The organism is Mycobacterium basiliense, assembly GCF_900292015.1.
GTDB classification, from domain to species: Bacteria; Actinomycetota; Actinomycetes; order Mycobacteriales; family Mycobacteriaceae; genus Mycobacterium; species Mycobacterium basiliense.
Genome location: NZ_LR130759.1, coordinates 4,234,150 through 4,251,662, shown reverse-complemented (window position 1 = coordinate 4,251,662; position 17,513 = coordinate 4,234,150). Strand labels below are relative to the sequence as shown.

The following is a 17,513-nucleotide window of genomic DNA, read 5'->3' as shown; positions in this document are numbered from 1 at the left end:
TCACGACGACATCGACGCGTTCGGCGCCGACATGAGCCACCACGGTCAGCACGGGCGCGTTGGGCGCCGAAACGATTTCGCCGCCATTGACGCTCGGACGTTGCTGCCGGCCGGCGGCGGGCTGGGTCGTAAACCAGGGCCTGGGCGTTTCGCGATTGGCTCGTCTTGTCGTTGCCGGTATAAGCCCAATACAGCCAGCAGATCTTGTGCAGGTCCGCCTTGCCCATCACCTCGGCGATGTTTTCCACGTTGTCGGTAGCGCCGAATTCCGTTACCAAGCCCGGTATTTGCTGAGGTGGTTGTGCCGGGTCGAGCTGAGAAAGGTGACACCGTCTTGCCCGGCACAGCCCACGTTTGCGGGTATCGCTGACTCGAAGGCGCAGTAGTCATGGAACCCGAACTCGGTCAGCGGGTCGGCCGCGGTGCCCAGGTCGGTGTGAATACCTTGGCTGGACAAGGTTTTTGGCTCGACGAACACCGACGTGGGCGGGTCGGGGTCCGAATCGCCGTCACCACCTGCCCGGGAATAGCGGCCAGCTAGCGGTTGGCCGAGCGCTCCGCCTGACCGGCTGCATCGGCGGCCGCCGCGTGCATACCAATCGCGGCCAACTCGTCGGCCACCGCCGCCAGCGCCGCGGCATCGTCGGCGGCCAGGGCCCGGGCATGCCGGGCAACGATATTGCCTACGGCGCAGTCGATCTCGGCGGCCAACCGAGTCACCGGGTCCACGGCGCGGACGTCGCCGAGACGAACGGCATCATGCCAGGCGCGTAGCGCCACCGCCGACTGCGCACCCCGCTCAGCGGTCCGGGCCGCGTCGCGAGTATCCGCGATGGCGCCGGCCTTGTCACGGGCGGTCGCCTTGGTCCACGCGCGGGCCAGCCCCAGCTCGGGCGCGAACAGAGCAGACTTGGTACCGTGTCGAGTTTCCGCCCGCCGCAATGCTTTTGCTGACTCAGCGATGTCGCCCTGCTGGGCGATAGCGGTCGCCAGCAACATTAGGGACAGCGGGCCCCACGAATATCCGGAGCGCTCCAATTCCGCCGCTGTGGGCTCCAACAGCGAGGCCGCAGCGGCGAATTCGCCCTCGACGATAAGCACCTGTGCCAGCAACACTTCACCGATGGCGCGGCCGGGTTGCTGCAGCTCGGCGAAATCGGTGAACTGCTGGGCCAGGGTATGCGCCCGCGCAACTTCACCGGCCATCAACAACGACGTGATCTGACCCAGGCCGACGGTGAACCGCAACAGTCCCGGATGCTCGGCACCCGACGCCCGCTCGGCTAACCGTTCAACCTCGGCGAACCGGCCCATTCGCGCCGAAGACAACGCGGCGGTGCTGGCCGCCCAGGAGATCGCGGTGTCGTCAGCCGAAGGTTGCGACAGCGCGTCCGTGGCCAATGTGATGGCCAGCGGCAGGTTTCCAGCGTTCATCGCGAACGTCGCCGTCAGCGCATCCAGGGTGGTACGCGCCGTCGGATCGGTGACCCGTTTGCGGGTCGTCTGCAGGAATGCGGTGGCCCGCTCGGGCTCGCCGAGCATCCAGAACTGGTTGGCCGCCCGTGGTACCGCCCAGGCCATCAGATCTGTCTCCGACAGATCGGCTGGGTCCACGGCCGCCAGCACGGTGCCGGCTTCGCGGCCGCGACCTCGCCAGGCCAGTGCCTGGCCCAGGACCAGCCGTGGCTCCAAGCCGCCTGAGCGGTCCAGCGCGGCCCGAGCCAATCGCTCGGCAAGTGCCAGATCGCCTAGCCGCAGCGCCTGCTGAGCGGACTCCACCACCTCATCTAGCGGTTGTGGCGCGTCGCTATCCAGTGCCAGCGACGCCAGCCGCAGCCGGTCGCTGGGGTGGTCGGACGGATGTTGCGAAAGCTGGGTGACCAATTCGGTACGGCGTCGTCTGGCCCCCTCGGGGCCTAGCGCGGCGCACGCTCGTTTGGCGAACAACGGGTGCGCCGTGTACACCACCGGCTCGTCGTCGGGTTCGCCGCGGACCCGGGTTTCCGCCGCGCCCAATTCCGCTGCTTGGGCCACCGCGCCTTCGCCGGCGAGGTCGGTGAGATCGGCCAGCGACAGTGGCTCCTCGACGGCGAGGTAGTCCAGCACGGCGCGCGCCGGCTCAGGCAATTCGGCGATGTATTCGTCGACGTCGGCGGGCTCGGACTGTTTGGTTACTCCGCCGGGCGGGTCGACATCGATACGCACCAACAGTCCGTCGGTCCACAACGCGGCGATGGCCTCGGGGGCGGGCCCATAATCCGGACCGCGTGCGGTGACGATCATTCGGGTCCTACCGGCCAGCGCAAGCTGGTAGACCATAGTCGCCGAAAGGATGTCCAGATCGTGCGCGTCGTCGACGACCAGCAGCAGATCGCCCTGAGGGATGTTGCGGCCCAACGATGCCCGGGCCGCACGCAGCAGGGCGGCGGGCTTGCCGATCTCGGCGATCTCCACCAGGTGGCTGAAGGCTCCAAACGGGACGGTGCGCTCGGTTGGCGTTCCGGTGACCCAACGGGTGATGGTGCCCGGATGTCCGTGGAGGAAGTGCTCGGCGGCCAAGCGGGCCAGCGTGGATTTGCCGACGCCGTCGGGTCCGAGCACCACTGCGCCCGGTTGCGCCGACTCGCTCAACGCAACGTCCAACTGCTCCAAGGCGGTCACGTGTTGGGGGACGTTCCATCGAATCGGCATCGCCGAATTTTATCGCCGGGAATAAACCTTCCCGGGTTGGACACCGGTGGTCTACGTTTCGGTGTATGAGCGCGAGCGACGACAGATCCTGGACGGTGGCCGTGTACTGTGCGGCCGCACCGACACACCCGGAACTGTTGGATCTCGCCGCTGAGGTCGGCGCGGCGATCGCCGCGCAGGGCTGGAAACTGGTGTGGGGCGGTGGCCACGTTTCGGCGATGGGGGCCGTCGCCTCGGCGGCGCGGGCCCGCGGTGGTTGGACCATCGGTGTGATCCCCAAGATGCTGGTGTACCGCGAGTTGGCCGACGACGATGCCGACGAGCTGATCGTCACTGACACCATGTGGGAGCGGAAACAGGTCATGGAGGATCGCGCCGACGCGTTCATCGCCTTGCCCGGCGGCGTCGGCACTCTGGACGAGCTGTTGGACGTCTGGACCGAGGGATATCTCGGCATGCACGAAAAACCCATCGTGGTGTTGGATCCGTGGGGACATTTCGACGGTCTGCGGGCGTGGCTGCACGGTTTGGTCGATACCGGCTACGTGTCCAGGCCAGCGATGCAACGACTGATCGTCGTCGACACCATCGATGGCGCGCTGCACGCCTGCGCACCTGTCTGAGGCCCGTCGGCGACGCTTGGTCGATCCCGTTAGGCTGGCCGCCAAAACTCGCCGCCGAACTTGCTCTGAACGAATCGAGGGATCAGTGTCCGATCACGATCACCAGGCCGGGGCGCGCAGCAGGGTCAAGCTCACCGACGTCGCGGCTCGGCTGCCCGCAGTGCTGGCCGACACGCCGTCGATCGTGCGCGGGGCGGTCACCGGGCTGCTCGCGCGGCCGACGTCGAAGGCGTCGATCGGTTCGGTGTTCCAGGACCGGGCCGCTCGCTTCGGTGAGCGGATCTTCCTGCAATTCGGCGACCGACAGCTGACCTATCGGGAAGCCAATGCGACCGCTAACCGGTACGCTGCGGTGCTGGCCGCCCGTGGTGTGGGGCCCGGCGACGTGGTCGGCATCATGCTGCGCAACTCGCCCAATACGGTCCTGGTGATGTTGGCCGCCGTCAAGTGCGGCGCCATCGCCGGCATGCTCAACTATCACCAGCGCGGGGACGTACTTGCCCACAGCCTGGGCCTGCTGGGTGCGAAAGTAACCGTCGCGGAGTCTGACCTGGTCAGCGCCATCAGCGAAAGCGCCGGCGAGGCCGGCTCCCTGGTGACCATCGAAGACCTGGAGCGCATTGCGGCGACCGCACCGGCCAGCAACCCGGCGTCGGCGTCGGCGGTGCGCGCCCAGGACACCGCGTTCTACATTTTCACCTCGGGCACCACCGGATTCCCCAAGGCCAGCGTGATGACCCACTACCGGTGGCTACGTGCGCTGGCGGTGTTTGGTGGCATGGGGCTGCGCCTGAAGAGCTCCGACACCCTTTACTGCTGCCTGCCCCTGTACCACAACAATGCGCTAACGGTGGCGATGTCGGCGGTGATCAATTCCGGGGCGACCTTGGCGCTGGGCAAGTCGTTCTCGGCCTCGCGGTTCTGGGACGAAGTGATCGCCACCAACGCCACCGCGTTCGTCTACATCGGCGAAATCTGCCGTTACCTGCTGAATCAGCCGACCAAACCGACCGACCGCGCACATCAGGTGCGGGTGATCGCCGGCAACGGGCTACGGCCGGAAATCTGGAACCAGTTCGTCGAACGGTTCGGCATTGCGCGGGTGTGTGAGTTCTATGCCGCCAGCGAGGGTAACTCCGCTTTCGTGAACATCTTCAATGTGCCTCGGAGCACCGGGATCTCGCCGATGCCGCTGGCCTACGTGCAGTACGACCCGGACACCGGGGCCCCGTTGCGGGACGAGAGTGGCCGGGTGCGCCGGGTGCCGGCCGGTGAACCCGGTCTCTTGCTCAGCCGGGTCAATCGACTGCAGCCGTTCGACGGTTACACCGACCCGGCGGCCAGTGAGAAGAAGTTGGTGCGCAACGCGTTCCGCGACGGCGACTGCTGGTTCAACACCGGTGATGTGATGAGCCCGCAAGGTATGGGTCACGCCGCGTTCGTCGACCGACTGGGCGATACCTTCCGCTGGAAGGGCGAAAACGTGGCGACCACGCAGGTGGAAGCGGCCCTGTCGACGGACCCGGCCGTCGAGGAGTGCACGGTGTACGGAGTCGAGGTACCCAACACCGGCGGGCGTGCCGGGATGGCCGCGGTCAAGCTGCGCGACGGCGCCGACTTCGATGGGAACTCGTTGGCCCGCGCGGTGTATGACGAGCTGCCCGCCTATGCGCTGCCGTTGTTCGTGCGGGTGGTCGAATCCATGGCGCACACCTCGACGTTCAAGAGTCGAAAGGTGGAGCTGCGCGAGCAGGCCTACGGCGCTGGCATCGAAGACCCGCTGTATGTGTTGGCCGGCCGCAACGAGGGCTACCTGCCGTATTACGCCGAGTACCCCGATGAGGTCGCTGCGGGTAAGCGGCCTCGGGGCTAGGGGGCTAGGGGGCTAGGGGGCTAGGGGGCTAGCGGCGGCGAGTCTGCGCTCACGGCATCGAACCTGCGGACGTGGTGCCCGCACGCGACCCCGACTAGCGCTGGACGCAGGCTCGAGGGCTCTGCCCGCACCAGGCACTATGTAGGCGTGCAGGCAACGTTGTGTGGCCGCCCGGTGGCCGGGGACCGCCCGCTGATCATGGCGATCGTCAACCGAACCCCGGACTCGTTCTACGACAAGGGTGCGACCTTCAGCGACGAGGCCGCCCGCGAAGCGGTGCATCGGGCCATCGCCGAGGGTGCCGACGTCATCGACATCGGGGGCGTCAAAGCGGGACCGGGGCAGAACGTGGACACCGATACCGAGATCGCCCGGCTGGTGCCCTTCATCGAATGGGTTCGCGGCGCCTACCCTGACCAGCTGATCAGTGTCGACACCTGGCGTTCCGAGGTGGCCCGGCTGGCGTGCGGGGCGGGCGCGGATTTGATCAATGACTCCTGGGGCGGCGTGGACCCCGCGACAGCTCACGTGGCCGCCGAGTGCGGTGCGGGTCTGGTCTGTGCGCATACCGGGGGAGCGCGGCCGCGCACGCGCCCGTTCCGAGTGAGTTACGGTACGACAACCCGCGGCGTGGTGGACGAGGTGATTCGCCAGGTCACAGCTGCCGCCGAGCGGGCGGTCGCCGCCGGAGTGGTCCGCGACAGGGTGTTGATCGACCCGACGCACGATTTCGGCAAGAACACCTTCCACGGGTTACTCCTGTTGCGTCATGTGCCCGAACTTGTTAAGACCGGATGGCCTGTGCTCATGGCTTTGAGCAACAAGGACTTCGTCGGGGAGACTCTGGGTGTGGATGTGACCGAGCGGCTTGAGGGAACATTGGCCGCGACCGCGTTGGCGGCAGCCGCTGGCGCGCGCATGTTTCGGGTGCACCAGGTAGCCGCCACCCGGCGAGTGCTGGAGATGGTGGCCTCGATCCAGGGGACGCGCCCGCCGACGCGCACAGTGAGAGGACTTGCATGACGGCATCGGAGTTGGTCGCCGGGGAGCTCGCCAATAACGCGGTGCTGGACGCACGGCCTGGCGACACCTGGTTGTCCGACCGCAGCTGGAACCGCCCACGGTGGACAATCAGCGAATTGATCGCCGCCAAGCGAGGGCGAACGATTTCGGTGGTGCTTCCGGCCCTCAACGAGGAAGAAACCATCGAGTCGGTTATCGACAGCATCTTTCCCCTGGTTGATGGCCTGGTAGACGAACTGATCGTGCTGGATTCCGGCTCCACCGACGACACCGAGATCCGCGCCATCGCCGCCGGGGTTCGGGTCGTCAGCCGCGAGCAGGCGTTGCCCGAAGTACCCGCGCGGCCCGGCAAGGGTGAGGCATTATGGCGCTCGTTGGCCGCCACTAGCGGTGACATCGTGGTGTTCATCGACTCCGACCTGGTCAACCCGCACCCGATGTTCGTGCCGTGGCTGGTCGGTCCGTTGCTTACCGGCGAGGGCATTCACCTGGTCAAGAGCTTTTACCGGCGGCCGCTTCAGGTAGGTGATGCCAGTGGTACGGCCGGCGAGACGGGTGGGGGTCGCGTCACCGAGCTGGTGGCACGGCCGCTGTTGGCGGCGCTGCGGCCCGAGCTGGGCCGGGTGATGCAACCGCTGGGGGGCGAGTATGCGGCCAGTCGGGAGCTGCTGACGTCTTTGCCGTTTGCCCCCGGCTACGGCGTGGAGATCGGCCTATTGGTCGACACCTTCGATCGGCTGGGGCTGGACGCGATAGCGCAGGTCAATCTTGGTGTGCGGGCGCACCGTAACCGGCCGCTGGCTGAGCTGGGGGCAATGAGCCGCCAGGTCATCGCTACCTTGCTGTCTCGCTGCGGGATCCCTGATTCCGGGGTTGGGCTGACCCAGTTTTCCGCCGTGGGTGCTGGCTACGCGGCGCACACCTGGCCCGTCTCGCTAGCGGATCGGCCGCCGATGAATGTGCTTCGGCCACGCTGAACGCGGTCCTGTCGGCACCTTGAGGCAAGATCGACGACGTGGCGTTGGTATTGCTGTACCTGGTGGTGCTGGTCCTGGTGGCGATCGTGTTGTTCGCCGTGGCGAGCTTGCTATTTGGGCGCGGTGAGCAGTTGCCGCCCCTGCCGCGGGCCACCACGGCAACCATGCTGCCCGCTTGTGACATTACGGGCGCCGACATCGATGCGGTCAAGTTCACCCAGGTGCTGCGCGGCTACAAGACCAGCGAGGTCGACTGGGTGTTGGACCAACTAAGCCGCGAACTCGAGGCGTTGCGGGGGCAGTTGGCGGCGACCCATGCCGCGCCGGCCAGCGAGCCGATGTCAGGGGATGCGGGCGCGGCGGGCGACGGATCCGTCGCCGCGGACGGTCCCGAAACCAGGTGACCGGCGTGAGTGACCAAGACTTGGTTCGCTGCGGCTGGGCGGAGGTTCGTCCGGGCCCTGACGCCGAGATGTACCGCAATTATCACGACCAGGAGTGGGGCCGCCCGCTGCGTGGCGAGGTGGCGCTGTTCGAACGGATGAGCCTGGAGGCCTTCCAAAGCGGCCTGTCCTGGCTGATCATCCTGCGGAAGCGGGAGAATTTCCGGCGGGCTTTTTCCGGGTTCGACATCGAGAAGGTCGCGAACTACACCGATACCGATGTGCAGCGGCTGCTGGTGGACCAGGGCATAGTCCGAAATCGCGCCAAAATCGAAGCGACCATCGCCAACGCGCGTGCGGTAGCTGACCTCGGATCCGAGGAGGAGCTATCCGAGCTGCTGTGGTCATTCGCGCCGCCGCCCCGACCCCGCCCCGCATCCCTCTCCGAAATCCCCTCAGCCACTGCGGAATCAACGGCAATGGCGCGTGAACTCAAGCGGCGCGGGTTCCGTTTTGTAGGCCCGACCACCGCCTATGCGCTGATGCAGGCCACCGGGATGGTGGACGACCATGTTGCCGCTTGCTGGGTGCCGCGGGAGCCTCGGTGAGGTCCGGTGAGGGCACAAATCCGGGTCTTGTGCACCTTGTGACCTGGATAGGGAACAATAGAGGGGTGATTTGGCAGTTCAATGTCGGGTATGGCTGGGAATCCACGTACGGGGCATGCTCGGCGCCGGCCAGGTCTGCAACCGCGGGCCAGCTCGAATCTGGAGGGAGCACTCGATGGCGGCGATGAAGCCCCGGACCGGCGACGGTCCACTGGAAGCAACCAAGGAGGGGCGCGGCATCGTGATGCGGGTACCACTCGAGGGCGGCGGCCGGCTTGTCGTCGAGCTGACACCCGACGAAGCTGCCGCATTGGGTGACGAGCTCAAGGGCGTAACGAGCTAAGTGGGGTCATCCCCGAGTGGTGCGTCACTGGCACACCTCCCGATAGATGTCTAGTGTCTGCTCGGCGATGTGCGCCCACGAGAATTCCTCGATACAGCGCTGGCGTCCGGCCTGGCCGTAGCGTTCCGCTGTGGCCGGGTCGGCAACAATGGCATTGACCGTCTCGGCCAATCGGGCTTGGTAGCCGTTCGGGTCATTGGGGTCGTAATGCACCAGCGAACCGGTGACCCCGTCGGTGACGACTTCAGGTATCCCACCGACGTCGGAGGCCACCACCGCGGTCGCGCAGGCCATCGCCTCGAGATTGACGATGCCCAACGGCTCGTAAATCGACGCGCATGCGAAAACTGTTGCCGCCGAGAGTATTTCGCGTAATTTTCCAATGGGGAGTATGTCGCGGACCCAGAATACGCCGGTGCGTGTGCGGGCCAATTGGGCTACCGCGGACCGCACTTCGTCGGCGATCTCCGCGGTGTCGGGGGCGCCTGCGCACAGCACCAACTGAATGTCGGGGCTGAACTGGTGTGCGGCTGCCACCAAATGCGGAACTCCTTTTTGCCGGGTGATCCGCCCGACGAAAGCCACTATTGGCCGGTTCCGGTCGACGCCGAGTTCCTCGAGCACCGACCCGGTACGCACCGGTCCGGCCGGATACCACACCTCGGTGTCGATCCCGTTCCGGATCACGTGTACCACACCCGGATCCAGGGCCGGGTAAACGCGCAGGATGTCCTCACGCATGCCGGAGCTGACCGCAATGACCGCGTCGGCGGCCAGGACGGCGCTCTTTTCCACCCAGGACGAGATCTGATAGCCGCCGCCAAGTTGTTCGGCTTTCCACGGCCGCATCGGTTCAAGTGAGTGTGCGGTCAACACATGCGGGATGTCGTACAACAGCGCGGCCAGGTGCCCCGCCAGGCCGGTATACCAAGTGTGCGAATGGACAACGGTGGCGGCATTGACGGCATTGGCCATCACCAGGTCCGCCGACAAGGTGGACAGTGCCGCGTTGGCGTTATGTAGCCGTGGATCGGGCTGATGGGCGATGGCGCCGGGGCGCGATGCACCCATGCAGTGCACGTCGACCGCGCACAGTCGGCGCAACTGGGACACCAGTTCGGTGACGTGTACCCCGGCTCCGCCATAGACGTCCGGTGGGTACTCCCGTGTCAACATCGCCACCCGCATACCCCGCACGGTAGTGCGGCGACTGTGCGCTGCGCATGCCGGGCCGACACCGGGGATCCGGTCCATGCGATAGAAACGGACAACGGGCCTTGTTGCCTGGCCGCGGCCCCCGCGAAGTTGCCAAACACCTTGATGGAAAGCCCGTCAGAATGGCGGCTCGACGGGATTGCGTTGGCAGGGGTTCGCGGCTGCCGATAGGTTTGACGCCATGAGGGAAATCCCACACGTGCTCGGCGTCGTTTTGGCCGGCGGTGAGGGCAAGCGACTTTATCCCTTGACCGCGGACCGGGCCAAACCGGCGGTTCCCTTCGGGGGCGCATACCGGCTCATCGATTTCGTGCTCTCCAATCTGGTCAATGCCCGGTACCTGAGGATCTGCGTTCTCACCCAATACAAGTCGCATTCACTAGACCGCCACATTTCTCAGAATTGGCGTTTGTCGGGGTTGGCCGGTGAGTACATCACTCCGGTCCCGGCGCAGCAACGGTTGGGCCCGCGCTGGTACACCGGTTCGGCCGACGCGATCTATCAATCCCTCAATCTGATTTACGACGAAGACCCGGACTACATAGTGGTTTTCGGTGCCGATCACGTGTACCGGATGGATCCCGAGCAAATGGTCCGGTTCCACATCGACAGTGGGGCCGGTGCGACTGTGGCCGGTATCCGGGTTCCGCGGACGGATGCGAGCTCGTTCGGTTGCATTGATGCCGACGACTCCGGCGCTATCCGCAGCTTCGTTGAGAAGCCGCTGGAACCGCCCGGAACGCCCGACGATCCCGCCGCCACCTTCGTTTCGATGGGCAACTACGTGTTCACCACCAAGGTGCTGATCGACGCCATCCGCGCCGACGCCGACGACGACCACTCCGATCACGACATGGGTGGGGATATCATTCCGCGACTGGTGGCAGACGGGATGGCCGCGGTGTACGACTTTTCCGACAACGAGGTACCGGGGGCCACCGATCGTGATCGCGCTTACTGGCGCGATGTTGGGACGCTGGACGCGTTTTACGACGCTCATATGGATTTGGTGTCGGTACATCCGGTATTCAACCTGTATAACAAGCGCTGGCCGATTCGCGGGGAGTCGGAGAACCTGGCGCCGGCGAAATTTGTTAACGGCGGTTCGGCGCAGGAATCGGTGGTTGGTGCCGGCAGCATCATTTCGGCGGCGTCGGTGCGCAACTCGGTCTTGTCGTCCAACGTGGTCGTCGACGACGGCGCAATCGTTGAGGGCAGCGTGATCATGCCGGGGACCCGGGTCGGCCGGGGCGCGGTGGTACGACACGCGATTTTGGACAAGAACGTGGTGGTCGGGCCCGGCGAAATGGTCGGCGTGGACCTGGACAAGGACAGGGAACGGTTCGCCATCAGCGCCGGCGGTGTGGTGGCGGTCGGAAAGGGCGTTTGGGTCTAGGTCTCTAAGCCGCGCGAGCAGACACAGAATCGCCCATTTTCGTACTTGACGGGGCGATTCTGTGTCTGCTCGCGATGGGGGTCCGCTGGCTCAGGTCCCGAGCGTCCCGAACAGCAGCCCACCGGCGCCGCTGTGCCCATCGGTGCCGGGGGTGCGCCGGTGCCGCCGCTGCCGGCGTCGCCGCCATCGCCGATCAATCGGGCATCGCCGCCGCTGCCGGCGTCGCCGCCGGGCCCGTTTTGAATGCCTGATCCACCGAAACCGCCGTCGCCGCCGACACCGCCCGCCCCGCCGACTCCTGTCGCGGGCAGACCGTTTCCGCCGCTGCCACCCATGCCGCCGCCGTCGCCGCCATTGCCGAACAGCACCCCGCCATTGCCGGCGGCTCCACCGTTGCCGCCGTGGCCGCCGTCATAGATGGGCGGATGCTCGCGGTCGGCCAAGGGGCGTTGCTGTCCAGGCCATTGCCGAAGAGCCGCCCGCCGGCGCCGCCAGTGCCACCGACGGCACCGGCGCCACCGTTACCGCCGGCCCCGCCGTTGTCGATCAACCCCGCGGCTCCGCCCGCACCGCCGGCTACGCCGGCGGTGGTGCTGGTTCCGCCGCTGCCGCCGTTGCCGTAGAGCAATCCGCCGGCTCCACCGGCTTGACGGCGCCGATGCCGCCCGGCTAACTAACCGGTATCTCCGGGATCAGCAGATGTGCGTCGTAGCGCGGGCCCCAGCGCAGCGTCACCAGACCGCGCGGCGGGTCGGCGTAGGCGGCTGGGAACTGACCAAAGAGTGGATTGCGTGGGGACAACCAGCGTCCGCCGACCACAAGCCGCAACTGTTCGCCGGCGCGAAACAGCGTCGCCGATGGACCCAGGGCGACGTCGACGGGGACCACCTGGCCCGCAGCGACGGGCAGCGGCCGCTCGTATGCTGGGACGGGCTCCCATGGCTGGGAGTGCTTGGGGTCCAGTTCGCGTAGTGAGACCCGCTGCCAGCCAGTGGTTACCCGGTCGCGACCCCAGCCGTAGGAACCTTCGAATGGGACAAACTGCTCCTCGCGCCACTTCTCTACGCCGACAAAAAGATTCGCGTCCGCACAGCCATCCAGCTGCACCCACAGCCGGGCGGTCATCGGGCCGGTCAGCTCGATGTCCTCTGGGATGGTCCAGCTGAATGATGCTGCACGAGAATGAGTTTCGAATGTGATGCTGCCGGCCTTCGGCGGTGCCTCGCTTGACAGCACCCCGGGCGCGGCGAGATAAATGTGTCGCCACTGGGTGCGCGCCAGCGGCCACTGGCTTTCTTCGCGCACGGCGACGACGGTGTCGCGGTCCTCGCGGACCTCGATGCGCACGCTGCGGGTTGCGGGTGCCCCGTCCAACGCGGCGCGGAAAAACTGCAGCTGCTCGGCAAGCGCGGGCTCGGAGTAAAACGTTGCCCACTTGCCGCCGCGGTGTGTGTAGAGCCGGGCGTGGCCGGACCCACCGTGGGTAAATGCCCGGAACGAGCCGCGGCTGTGCAGGTTGTTGTCCGAAAAGCTGCCACAAACCAGCATGGGAACCTTGATTGCCGCCAGATCCGGTACCAGCGAGCGCCAGAATTCATCGCGCAACGGGTGTGCCTCTTGCATCGGCTCGAATACGTAGGTCTGCCTTGTGCGATGTTTCAGGACTCGTGACCAGAAGCGGGCGAAGCCCGACTCCCGAATCCCGCCCGGCATGGTCCAGTCGCGGTAGGCGTCGGTAAATCCTTCCCATGGGCAGATGGCCCGCAGCGCCGGTGGTTGCAGGGCGGCCACGGCATATTGGGTCAGGGCCAGATATGAAACTCCCAACATGACCACCCGTCCGTCGCTCCACGGCTGCTCAGCCGCCCACTGCACCAGGTCGTAGGTGTCCTCGGCCTCCTGGTGCGAGAGGAGCTTGCCGGTGCCATTCGAGTGGCCGCAGCCACGCGCATCGGCATTGACCACGTTGAACCCGTGTGTGGTCCACCAGGCCGGGTCCGGCGCCTCCCAGCCGGTCAGAGCGGAGAAGGTGACCGGTTGGGATTGGCGCAGTACCCGGAATTGGGGCGAGAACGTCCACCGCCTTAGTCGCCGGGACGGGAGTTTGTCCTTTCCGTAGGGATGGACGCTCACGATGACAGGCCGGGGGGTGTCGTTGGCAGGCCGGAAGACATTGACCCGCAACACCGTTCCATCGCGGACAATGACATCGACGTCACGGTCGACGACGACGTCGGCCGGCGGCTCGGTAACCCTGATCGGCGGCTTGACGATACTGCGAACGCGTCCAAGCGCATAGCGTGCGGCGCCGGGTCGGCGCCAAGGCCGATCCAAGAAGGGTGCCGGGTTTCGGGTCACGCGCATACCTTAGTCGCGTTTCGCGTGCCGTCCATACCCCGGAAGGTGCTAGTAGCTACCACGCATAGGGAATCAACCGATAGCGGACCCGCTCCAGATATTCGCGGTAGCCGGCCAGTTCCTGGATCAGCAATTTCTCCTCGTCGGCAATGCGGTAGATCAGCACACCTATTCCCGGGATCAGGAACAGCAGCCCCCAGTAGGAGCCCAACGCCAATGGCATGCCCAACATCATGAGCACATTGCCGGTGTACATCGGGTGCCGCACAAAGCGGTAAAGACCACTCGAGACCACGGGTTGGCCGCCCTCAACGGTAACGGTGGCAGCCGCATAGGGATTTTGGACGACGACCAGCATGGCAACACCGAGCCCGGTGGCCACCAGCGCGTCGCCCAGCAGACAGACTGGCGCCGGAACCGACGACCAGCCCAGTCGATAGTCCACCGCGCTGAACACCATCATCGCGAAAAGCACAACGAACGCGGCAATGATGATGAATTTCTGAACTATTCTGCTTTCCGCCCGCGGACCCGCACGCATACGGCGCCGCAGCGCTTCCGGGTTCGTCCTGGCCAGGTAGCTGGTCGGGACGAGTGTCGCAACGACAAATACTGCGATGAAAACCCATGCCTGCCAATAATCGAACGTTCCTGCCGGAATGAACAGGACTAGGGCGAGAAGGAAAAATCCGAAAACTCCGGAGAACAGTGCTCGAAGAGCCAGGTGCACGATGCGAGTCCACCTTCCAAGTATGGGAAGACCGTTGCCTGTGGCCGCCCTAGCAACGCAGATCACGTCGCCGGAACGCCATGGCGCCCAAAATGATCAGTGCGGCATCGATACCCAGCAGCCACAGCAACGGTACAACGGTGAAGTCCCCACCGCCGACACGCGGAACATGGGCGAATGGCTCCAGGTCGAGCAACCATTGCGGGAATCCGGCCAAGGAGCCGATCAGGTACAACGCGATGAACCCGACCAGCACGCCCCACGCCAGCGACGTGAATCGCGGTGCCAGGCCGAACAATGCCGCTGTGACGGCGGCCAATAGCCAGACCGCGGGCAGCTGAGCGGCGGCGCTCCCGACAACGGTGGATAGTTTGTTGCCGATATCGCCGGTCGAAATGCCGTAGAGCAGCCCGGCTGCCGCTCCGGCGACCAACAGCGCGATTGCCGACCCGATCAGCGCTGCACCCAAATGGCTGAACAACCAACGAATTCGGGAAACCGCGCCGGCCAAGGTCGGCTCGGCGCGCTGGGCGGACTCTTCTTGATGCACTCTTAAGGTCAGTGAAATGGCGAATGCGGCGGCGACCATGCCAATCATGGTGAAAGCCAGTGCGAGAAAGGCCTGCTCGAGTGTGTTGGTGCCGCCCATCCGCGTCACAATCTCACGCACCGCGGCGTTGTCGCCCAGCTGGTCGCCGATGCCGTGCGCCACGCTGCCCATCAGCAGGCCATAGAGGCACAGGCCGACTGTCCACAACAACAGTGCGCCGCGGTCGAGGCGCCATGCCAATCCGAACACATTGCCCAGTGAGGGCGCGGCGCTACCGGGACCGGCGCGTTCGGCGATCAGGCCGGCACCGACATCGCGCCTGGCGCGCAAGCGATACGCGAGCACGGTGAGCAGCGCCGTCGCGGCCAGGTGCAGCAGCAGCACCCACCAGCGATCGCCCGCGTAGGGGCGCACCTGAAGCGACCACCCCAAGGGGGACAACCACGACAGTGCGCCGGATCCGGCGTCGCCCACGGCACGCAGCACGAACGCGGTGCTCAGCGCGGCGAACGCCCAGCCGCGGGAGACCCGGGCGCTCGGCGACAGTTGCGCGGCCACCGCGGCTACCGCGGTGAAGACCAGACCGGAGCCGGTCAGCGCCGCACCGAACGCGAGCGACCCGGCTGGGGCGACGTTGGCTGTGAGCAGGCCCGCGGCCCCGATCACGCCGGTGGCGACCGACGCACCGAAAGACAGCAACAGTGCTGCGGTGAGATTGGCATAGCGTCCGACGGCGGTTGAGTCAATCAATTCCCCACGGCCGGTTTCCTCATCGGCACGGGTGTGGCGGATCGTCGTGAGGATCACCGCAATCGCCAGCAACGTGTGAAACATCCCGGCTTTCCAGATTCCGACCGCGCCGAGGCTGTCGTTGTAGACCTGCCCGTAGAGCGCCCGCTGGGCCGGACTGGCCATGATGGAGGCCGCCAGTCCGGCACGGTCGGTCTGGGTGGGGTAGACCGTTTCGATGCTGCCGATGTACACGGTAGCCAGCGGCACCGAGAGCAACAGCACCCACAGTGGTAACCCCAACCGGTCGCGGCGCAGGTACAAGCGCACCAACCCGAGAGTGCCGGCAAAGCTTGAACCGCGTTGCGGCGCATGGTGTGCTCCGGGGCTGGGGCGATCTAGGACCGTGGTGTTCATACCGCCGCGACCCCCGTCTCGTCGCGGTCGCCGGCTTCGACGTCGGGGCCGATTCGATAGTGGCGCAAGAAAAGGTCTTCCAGCGTGGGTGGTTGGCTGACCAGGCTACGCACTCCGGCATCACCCAGCGCCCGGATCAGCTCACCGAGGCTTTCGCCGTCGACCTGTGCACGCAGTGTGCTGCCGTCGATACTCACATCCTCGACTCCCTTGATCCTGGTTAGATCTCCCGGGTCACCGACCATTTCGGCCTTGATCGAGGTGCGGCTGAGGTGGCGCATGGACTCCAGCGAGCCGCTCTCGACGGTTCTGCCGGCCCGGATAATGGTCACCCGTTCGCACAGGGCCTCGGTTTCGGCCAGAATGTGACTGGACAGCAGCACCGTCACACCTCGCTTGCTCGCTTCCGCGACACACTGCTGAAACACGTTTTCCATCAACGGGTCCAAGCCGCTGCTGGGCTCGTCCAGCAACAGCAGGCCGGCTCGCGATGAGAATGCCGAGATCAGCGAGACCTTTTGGCGGTTGCCTTTCGAGTAGGTGCGCGCCTTCTTGTGTGGGTCGAGGTCGAACCGATCGATCAGCTCCGCACGGCGAGCATTGTCGATACCGCCCCGCATGCGGGCCAGGAGGTCGATGATTTCACCCCCGGTGAGCGATGGCCACAATGTGACATCGCCTGGTACATAAGCGATCTGGCGGTGTAATTGAACGGCATTTGACCATGGGTCACCGCCCAGTAGGCGCACGCTTCCGCTGTCGGCCTTCACCAAACCCAACAGAATGCGTAGCGTCGTCGACTTGCCGGCGCCATTAGGTCCCAGGAAGCCGTGCACCTCCCCTTCGCGGACCGTCAGGTCGAGGCCGTCGAGCGCGCGCACCGCGCCGAAGTTCTTGGTCAGACCGCGAATTTCGATGGGTGCCTGGTGGCTGCTAGCTGGCATGCGATTCTCCTTGGTTCCCTTCCGCTAGAAATGCCTCGTACATGGTGCGGTCGACCAGCAGTCCTTCGGTGAATACTTCGAGCGCGGGCAGCACCATGTCGCGTGAATAGTCGCGTAGCACCGTGCGGAGATCCGTTGGGGTTTCATGCATTTGCAGGTAGAGCAGAAACCCACCGCCTCCGGTCATCGCCAGGTACCGAGACCTGGCGCGCGGATCTCGGCTGGGTCTTATGGTGCCGGCCCGCACCCCTTCCTCCATGTACTCTTCGGCGTTGTCGATCATCTTGCGCCACAACATCCTTGCCAGCTCTCCGCCGTCCTGCATGCTGCGCACCAGATAGGCCATTAGCGGTGCATAGGACTCGATCTCGGCTAGCTGTGCGAACCAGGTGGCCGGATCGTGAGACTGCAGTGTCTCAGACTTGCTGGTGCGGATTTGTTCGGCGACGTAGTCGTCGCAGGCTTTGCGCAGGCCCTCCTTGGAGGCGAAGTGGTGGATGACCAACGCGGGGCTCACTGCCGCGGCTTCGGCGATCGCGCGAATTCCGACGCCGAAGCCGTGCTGGCCGAACTGCTCGATCGCGGCGTCGCGGATCCGTGCTGTCGCGGTCAGATCGGCTGAACGCATGTTCAGCATCCTAAACGCACGTTCA

17 protein-coding genes and 1 pseudogene are annotated in these 17,513 nt (G+C 65.6%); 8 read left to right on the top strand and 10 right to left on the bottom strand.

Features of this window, described 5'->3' with window-relative positions:
• Nucleotides 1–271 precede the first annotated feature (271 nt).
• Nucleotides 272–457, bottom strand: coding sequence for a hypothetical protein (locus MB901379_RS17875; RefSeq protein ID WP_158017838.1), 186 nt, complete (start codon nucleotides 455–457; stop codon nucleotides 272–274).
• Nucleotides 458–537: 80 nt separating this feature from the next.
• Nucleotides 538–2,691 carry an AAA family ATPase gene (locus MB901379_RS24265; RefSeq protein ID WP_158017837.1) on the bottom strand — a complete coding sequence of 718 codons (2,154 nt, stop codon included), beginning with the start codon at nucleotides 2,689–2,691 and terminating at the stop codon, nucleotides 538–540.
• A gap of 65 nt (nucleotides 2,692–2,756) precedes the next feature.
• Between MB901379_RS24265 and MB901379_RS17865 the strand changes: the two genes are divergently transcribed.
• The 7 genes from MB901379_RS17865 to MB901379_RS17835 all read left to right on the top strand — a co-directional run bounded on the left by MB901379_RS17865 (nucleotide 2,757) and on the right by MB901379_RS17835 (nucleotide 8,521).
• Complete coding sequence (locus MB901379_RS17865) at nucleotides 2,757–3,314, top strand: TIGR00730 family Rossman fold protein (RefSeq protein ID WP_158017836.1); 558 nt, start codon at nucleotides 2,757–2,759, stop codon at nucleotides 3,312–3,314.
• 85 nt (nucleotides 3,315–3,399) lie between these two features.
• Complete coding sequence (gene fadD6 / locus MB901379_RS17860) at nucleotides 3,400–5,187, top strand: long-chain-acyl-CoA synthetase FadD6 (RefSeq protein WP_232021894.1); 1,788 nt, start codon at nucleotides 3,400–3,402, stop codon at nucleotides 5,185–5,187.
• Nucleotides 5,188–5,334: 147 nt separating this feature from the next.
• Nucleotides 5,335–6,210: a dihydropteroate synthase gene (gene folP, locus MB901379_RS17855; RefSeq protein ID WP_162334409.1), complete on the top strand. Its 876-nt coding sequence runs from the start codon at nucleotides 5,335–5,337 to the stop codon at nucleotides 6,208–6,210.
• Nucleotides 6,207–7,187, top strand: coding sequence for a glucosyl-3-phosphoglycerate synthase (locus MB901379_RS17850; protein WP_158017834.1), 981 nt, complete (start codon nucleotides 6,207–6,209; stop codon nucleotides 7,185–7,187). Before folP ends, MB901379_RS17850 begins: the two co-directional genes overlap by 4 nt.
• A 38-nt stretch (nucleotides 7,188–7,225) precedes the next feature.
• Nucleotides 7,226–7,591 carry a DivIVA domain-containing protein gene (locus MB901379_RS17845; RefSeq protein ID WP_158017833.1) on the top strand — a complete coding sequence of 122 codons (366 nt, stop codon included), beginning with the start codon at nucleotides 7,226–7,228 and terminating at the stop codon, nucleotides 7,589–7,591.
• 5 nt (nucleotides 7,592–7,596) lie between these two features.
• Entirely contained in the window at nucleotides 7,597–8,178 is a 582-nt protein-coding gene (locus MB901379_RS17840; protein ID WP_158017832.1) for a DNA-3-methyladenine glycosylase I, read from the top strand.
• Between the two features lie 175 nt (nucleotides 8,179–8,353).
• Nucleotides 8,354–8,521, top strand: a complete 168-nt coding sequence (locus tag MB901379_RS17835; RefSeq protein ID WP_003406247.1) for a DUF3117 domain-containing protein — start codon at nucleotides 8,354–8,356, stop codon at nucleotides 8,519–8,521.
• A gap of 24 nt (nucleotides 8,522–8,545) precedes the next feature.
• Here MB901379_RS17835 and glgA read toward each other — a convergent pair whose 3' ends face one another.
• Nucleotides 8,546–9,709 carry a glycogen synthase gene (glgA, locus tag MB901379_RS17830; protein ID WP_158017831.1) on the bottom strand — a complete coding sequence of 388 codons (1,164 nt, stop codon included), beginning with the start codon at nucleotides 9,707–9,709 and terminating at the stop codon, nucleotides 8,546–8,548.
• Between the two features lie 208 nt (nucleotides 9,710–9,917).
• On the opposite strand from glgA, the gene glgC reads away from it, so the two are divergent.
• A complete protein-coding gene (glgC, locus tag MB901379_RS17825; RefSeq protein WP_158017830.1) occupies nucleotides 9,918–11,132 on the top strand; it encodes a glucose-1-phosphate adenylyltransferase in 1,215 nt (404 codons plus the stop codon).
• Here the strand turns inward: glgC and MB901379_RS25095 are convergent.
• From MB901379_RS25095 to MB901379_RS17795, 7 genes and pseudogenes are all read right to left on the bottom strand, one after another.
• The gene (locus tag MB901379_RS25095) at nucleotides 11,129–11,575 is read right to left on the bottom strand and encodes a hypothetical protein (RefSeq protein WP_174236955.1); all 447 of its coding nucleotides are present in this window, start codon (nucleotides 11,573–11,575) and stop codon (nucleotides 11,129–11,131) included. The two genes, glgC and MB901379_RS25095, sit on opposite strands and share 4 nt — an antisense overlap.
• Before the next feature lie 89 nt (nucleotides 11,576–11,664).
• Nucleotides 11,665–11,760, bottom strand: a pseudogene (locus tag MB901379_RS25210) (PGRS repeat-containing protein); the annotation flags it as partial.
• Nucleotides 11,761–11,801: 41 nt separating this feature from the next.
• Nucleotides 11,802–13,490 carry a CocE/NonD family hydrolase gene (locus MB901379_RS17815; protein WP_158017829.1) on the bottom strand — a complete coding sequence of 563 codons (1,689 nt, stop codon included), beginning with the start codon at nucleotides 13,488–13,490 and terminating at the stop codon, nucleotides 11,802–11,804.
• A 55-nt stretch (nucleotides 13,491–13,545) separates the two neighbouring features.
• Entirely contained in the window at nucleotides 13,546–14,214 is a 669-nt protein-coding gene (locus MB901379_RS17810) for a methyltransferase family protein (protein WP_408632390.1), read from the bottom strand.
• A gap of 55 nt (nucleotides 14,215–14,269) precedes the next feature.
• Complete coding sequence (locus tag MB901379_RS17805; RefSeq protein WP_158017827.1) at nucleotides 14,270–15,916, bottom strand: ABC transporter permease; 1,647 nt, start codon at nucleotides 15,914–15,916, stop codon at nucleotides 14,270–14,272.
• Nucleotides 15,913–16,860: an ABC transporter ATP-binding protein gene (locus tag MB901379_RS17800; RefSeq protein WP_158017826.1), complete on the bottom strand. Its 948-nt coding sequence runs from the start codon at nucleotides 16,858–16,860 to the stop codon at nucleotides 15,913–15,915. The genes MB901379_RS17805 and MB901379_RS17800 overlap by 4 nt, the downstream gene beginning before the upstream one ends.
• Complete coding sequence (locus MB901379_RS17795) at nucleotides 16,850–17,488, bottom strand: TetR/AcrR family transcriptional regulator (RefSeq protein WP_158017825.1); 639 nt, start codon at nucleotides 17,486–17,488, stop codon at nucleotides 16,850–16,852. Before MB901379_RS17795 ends, MB901379_RS17800 begins: the two co-directional genes overlap by 11 nt.
• Nucleotides 17,489–17,513: the final 25 nt, after the last annotated feature.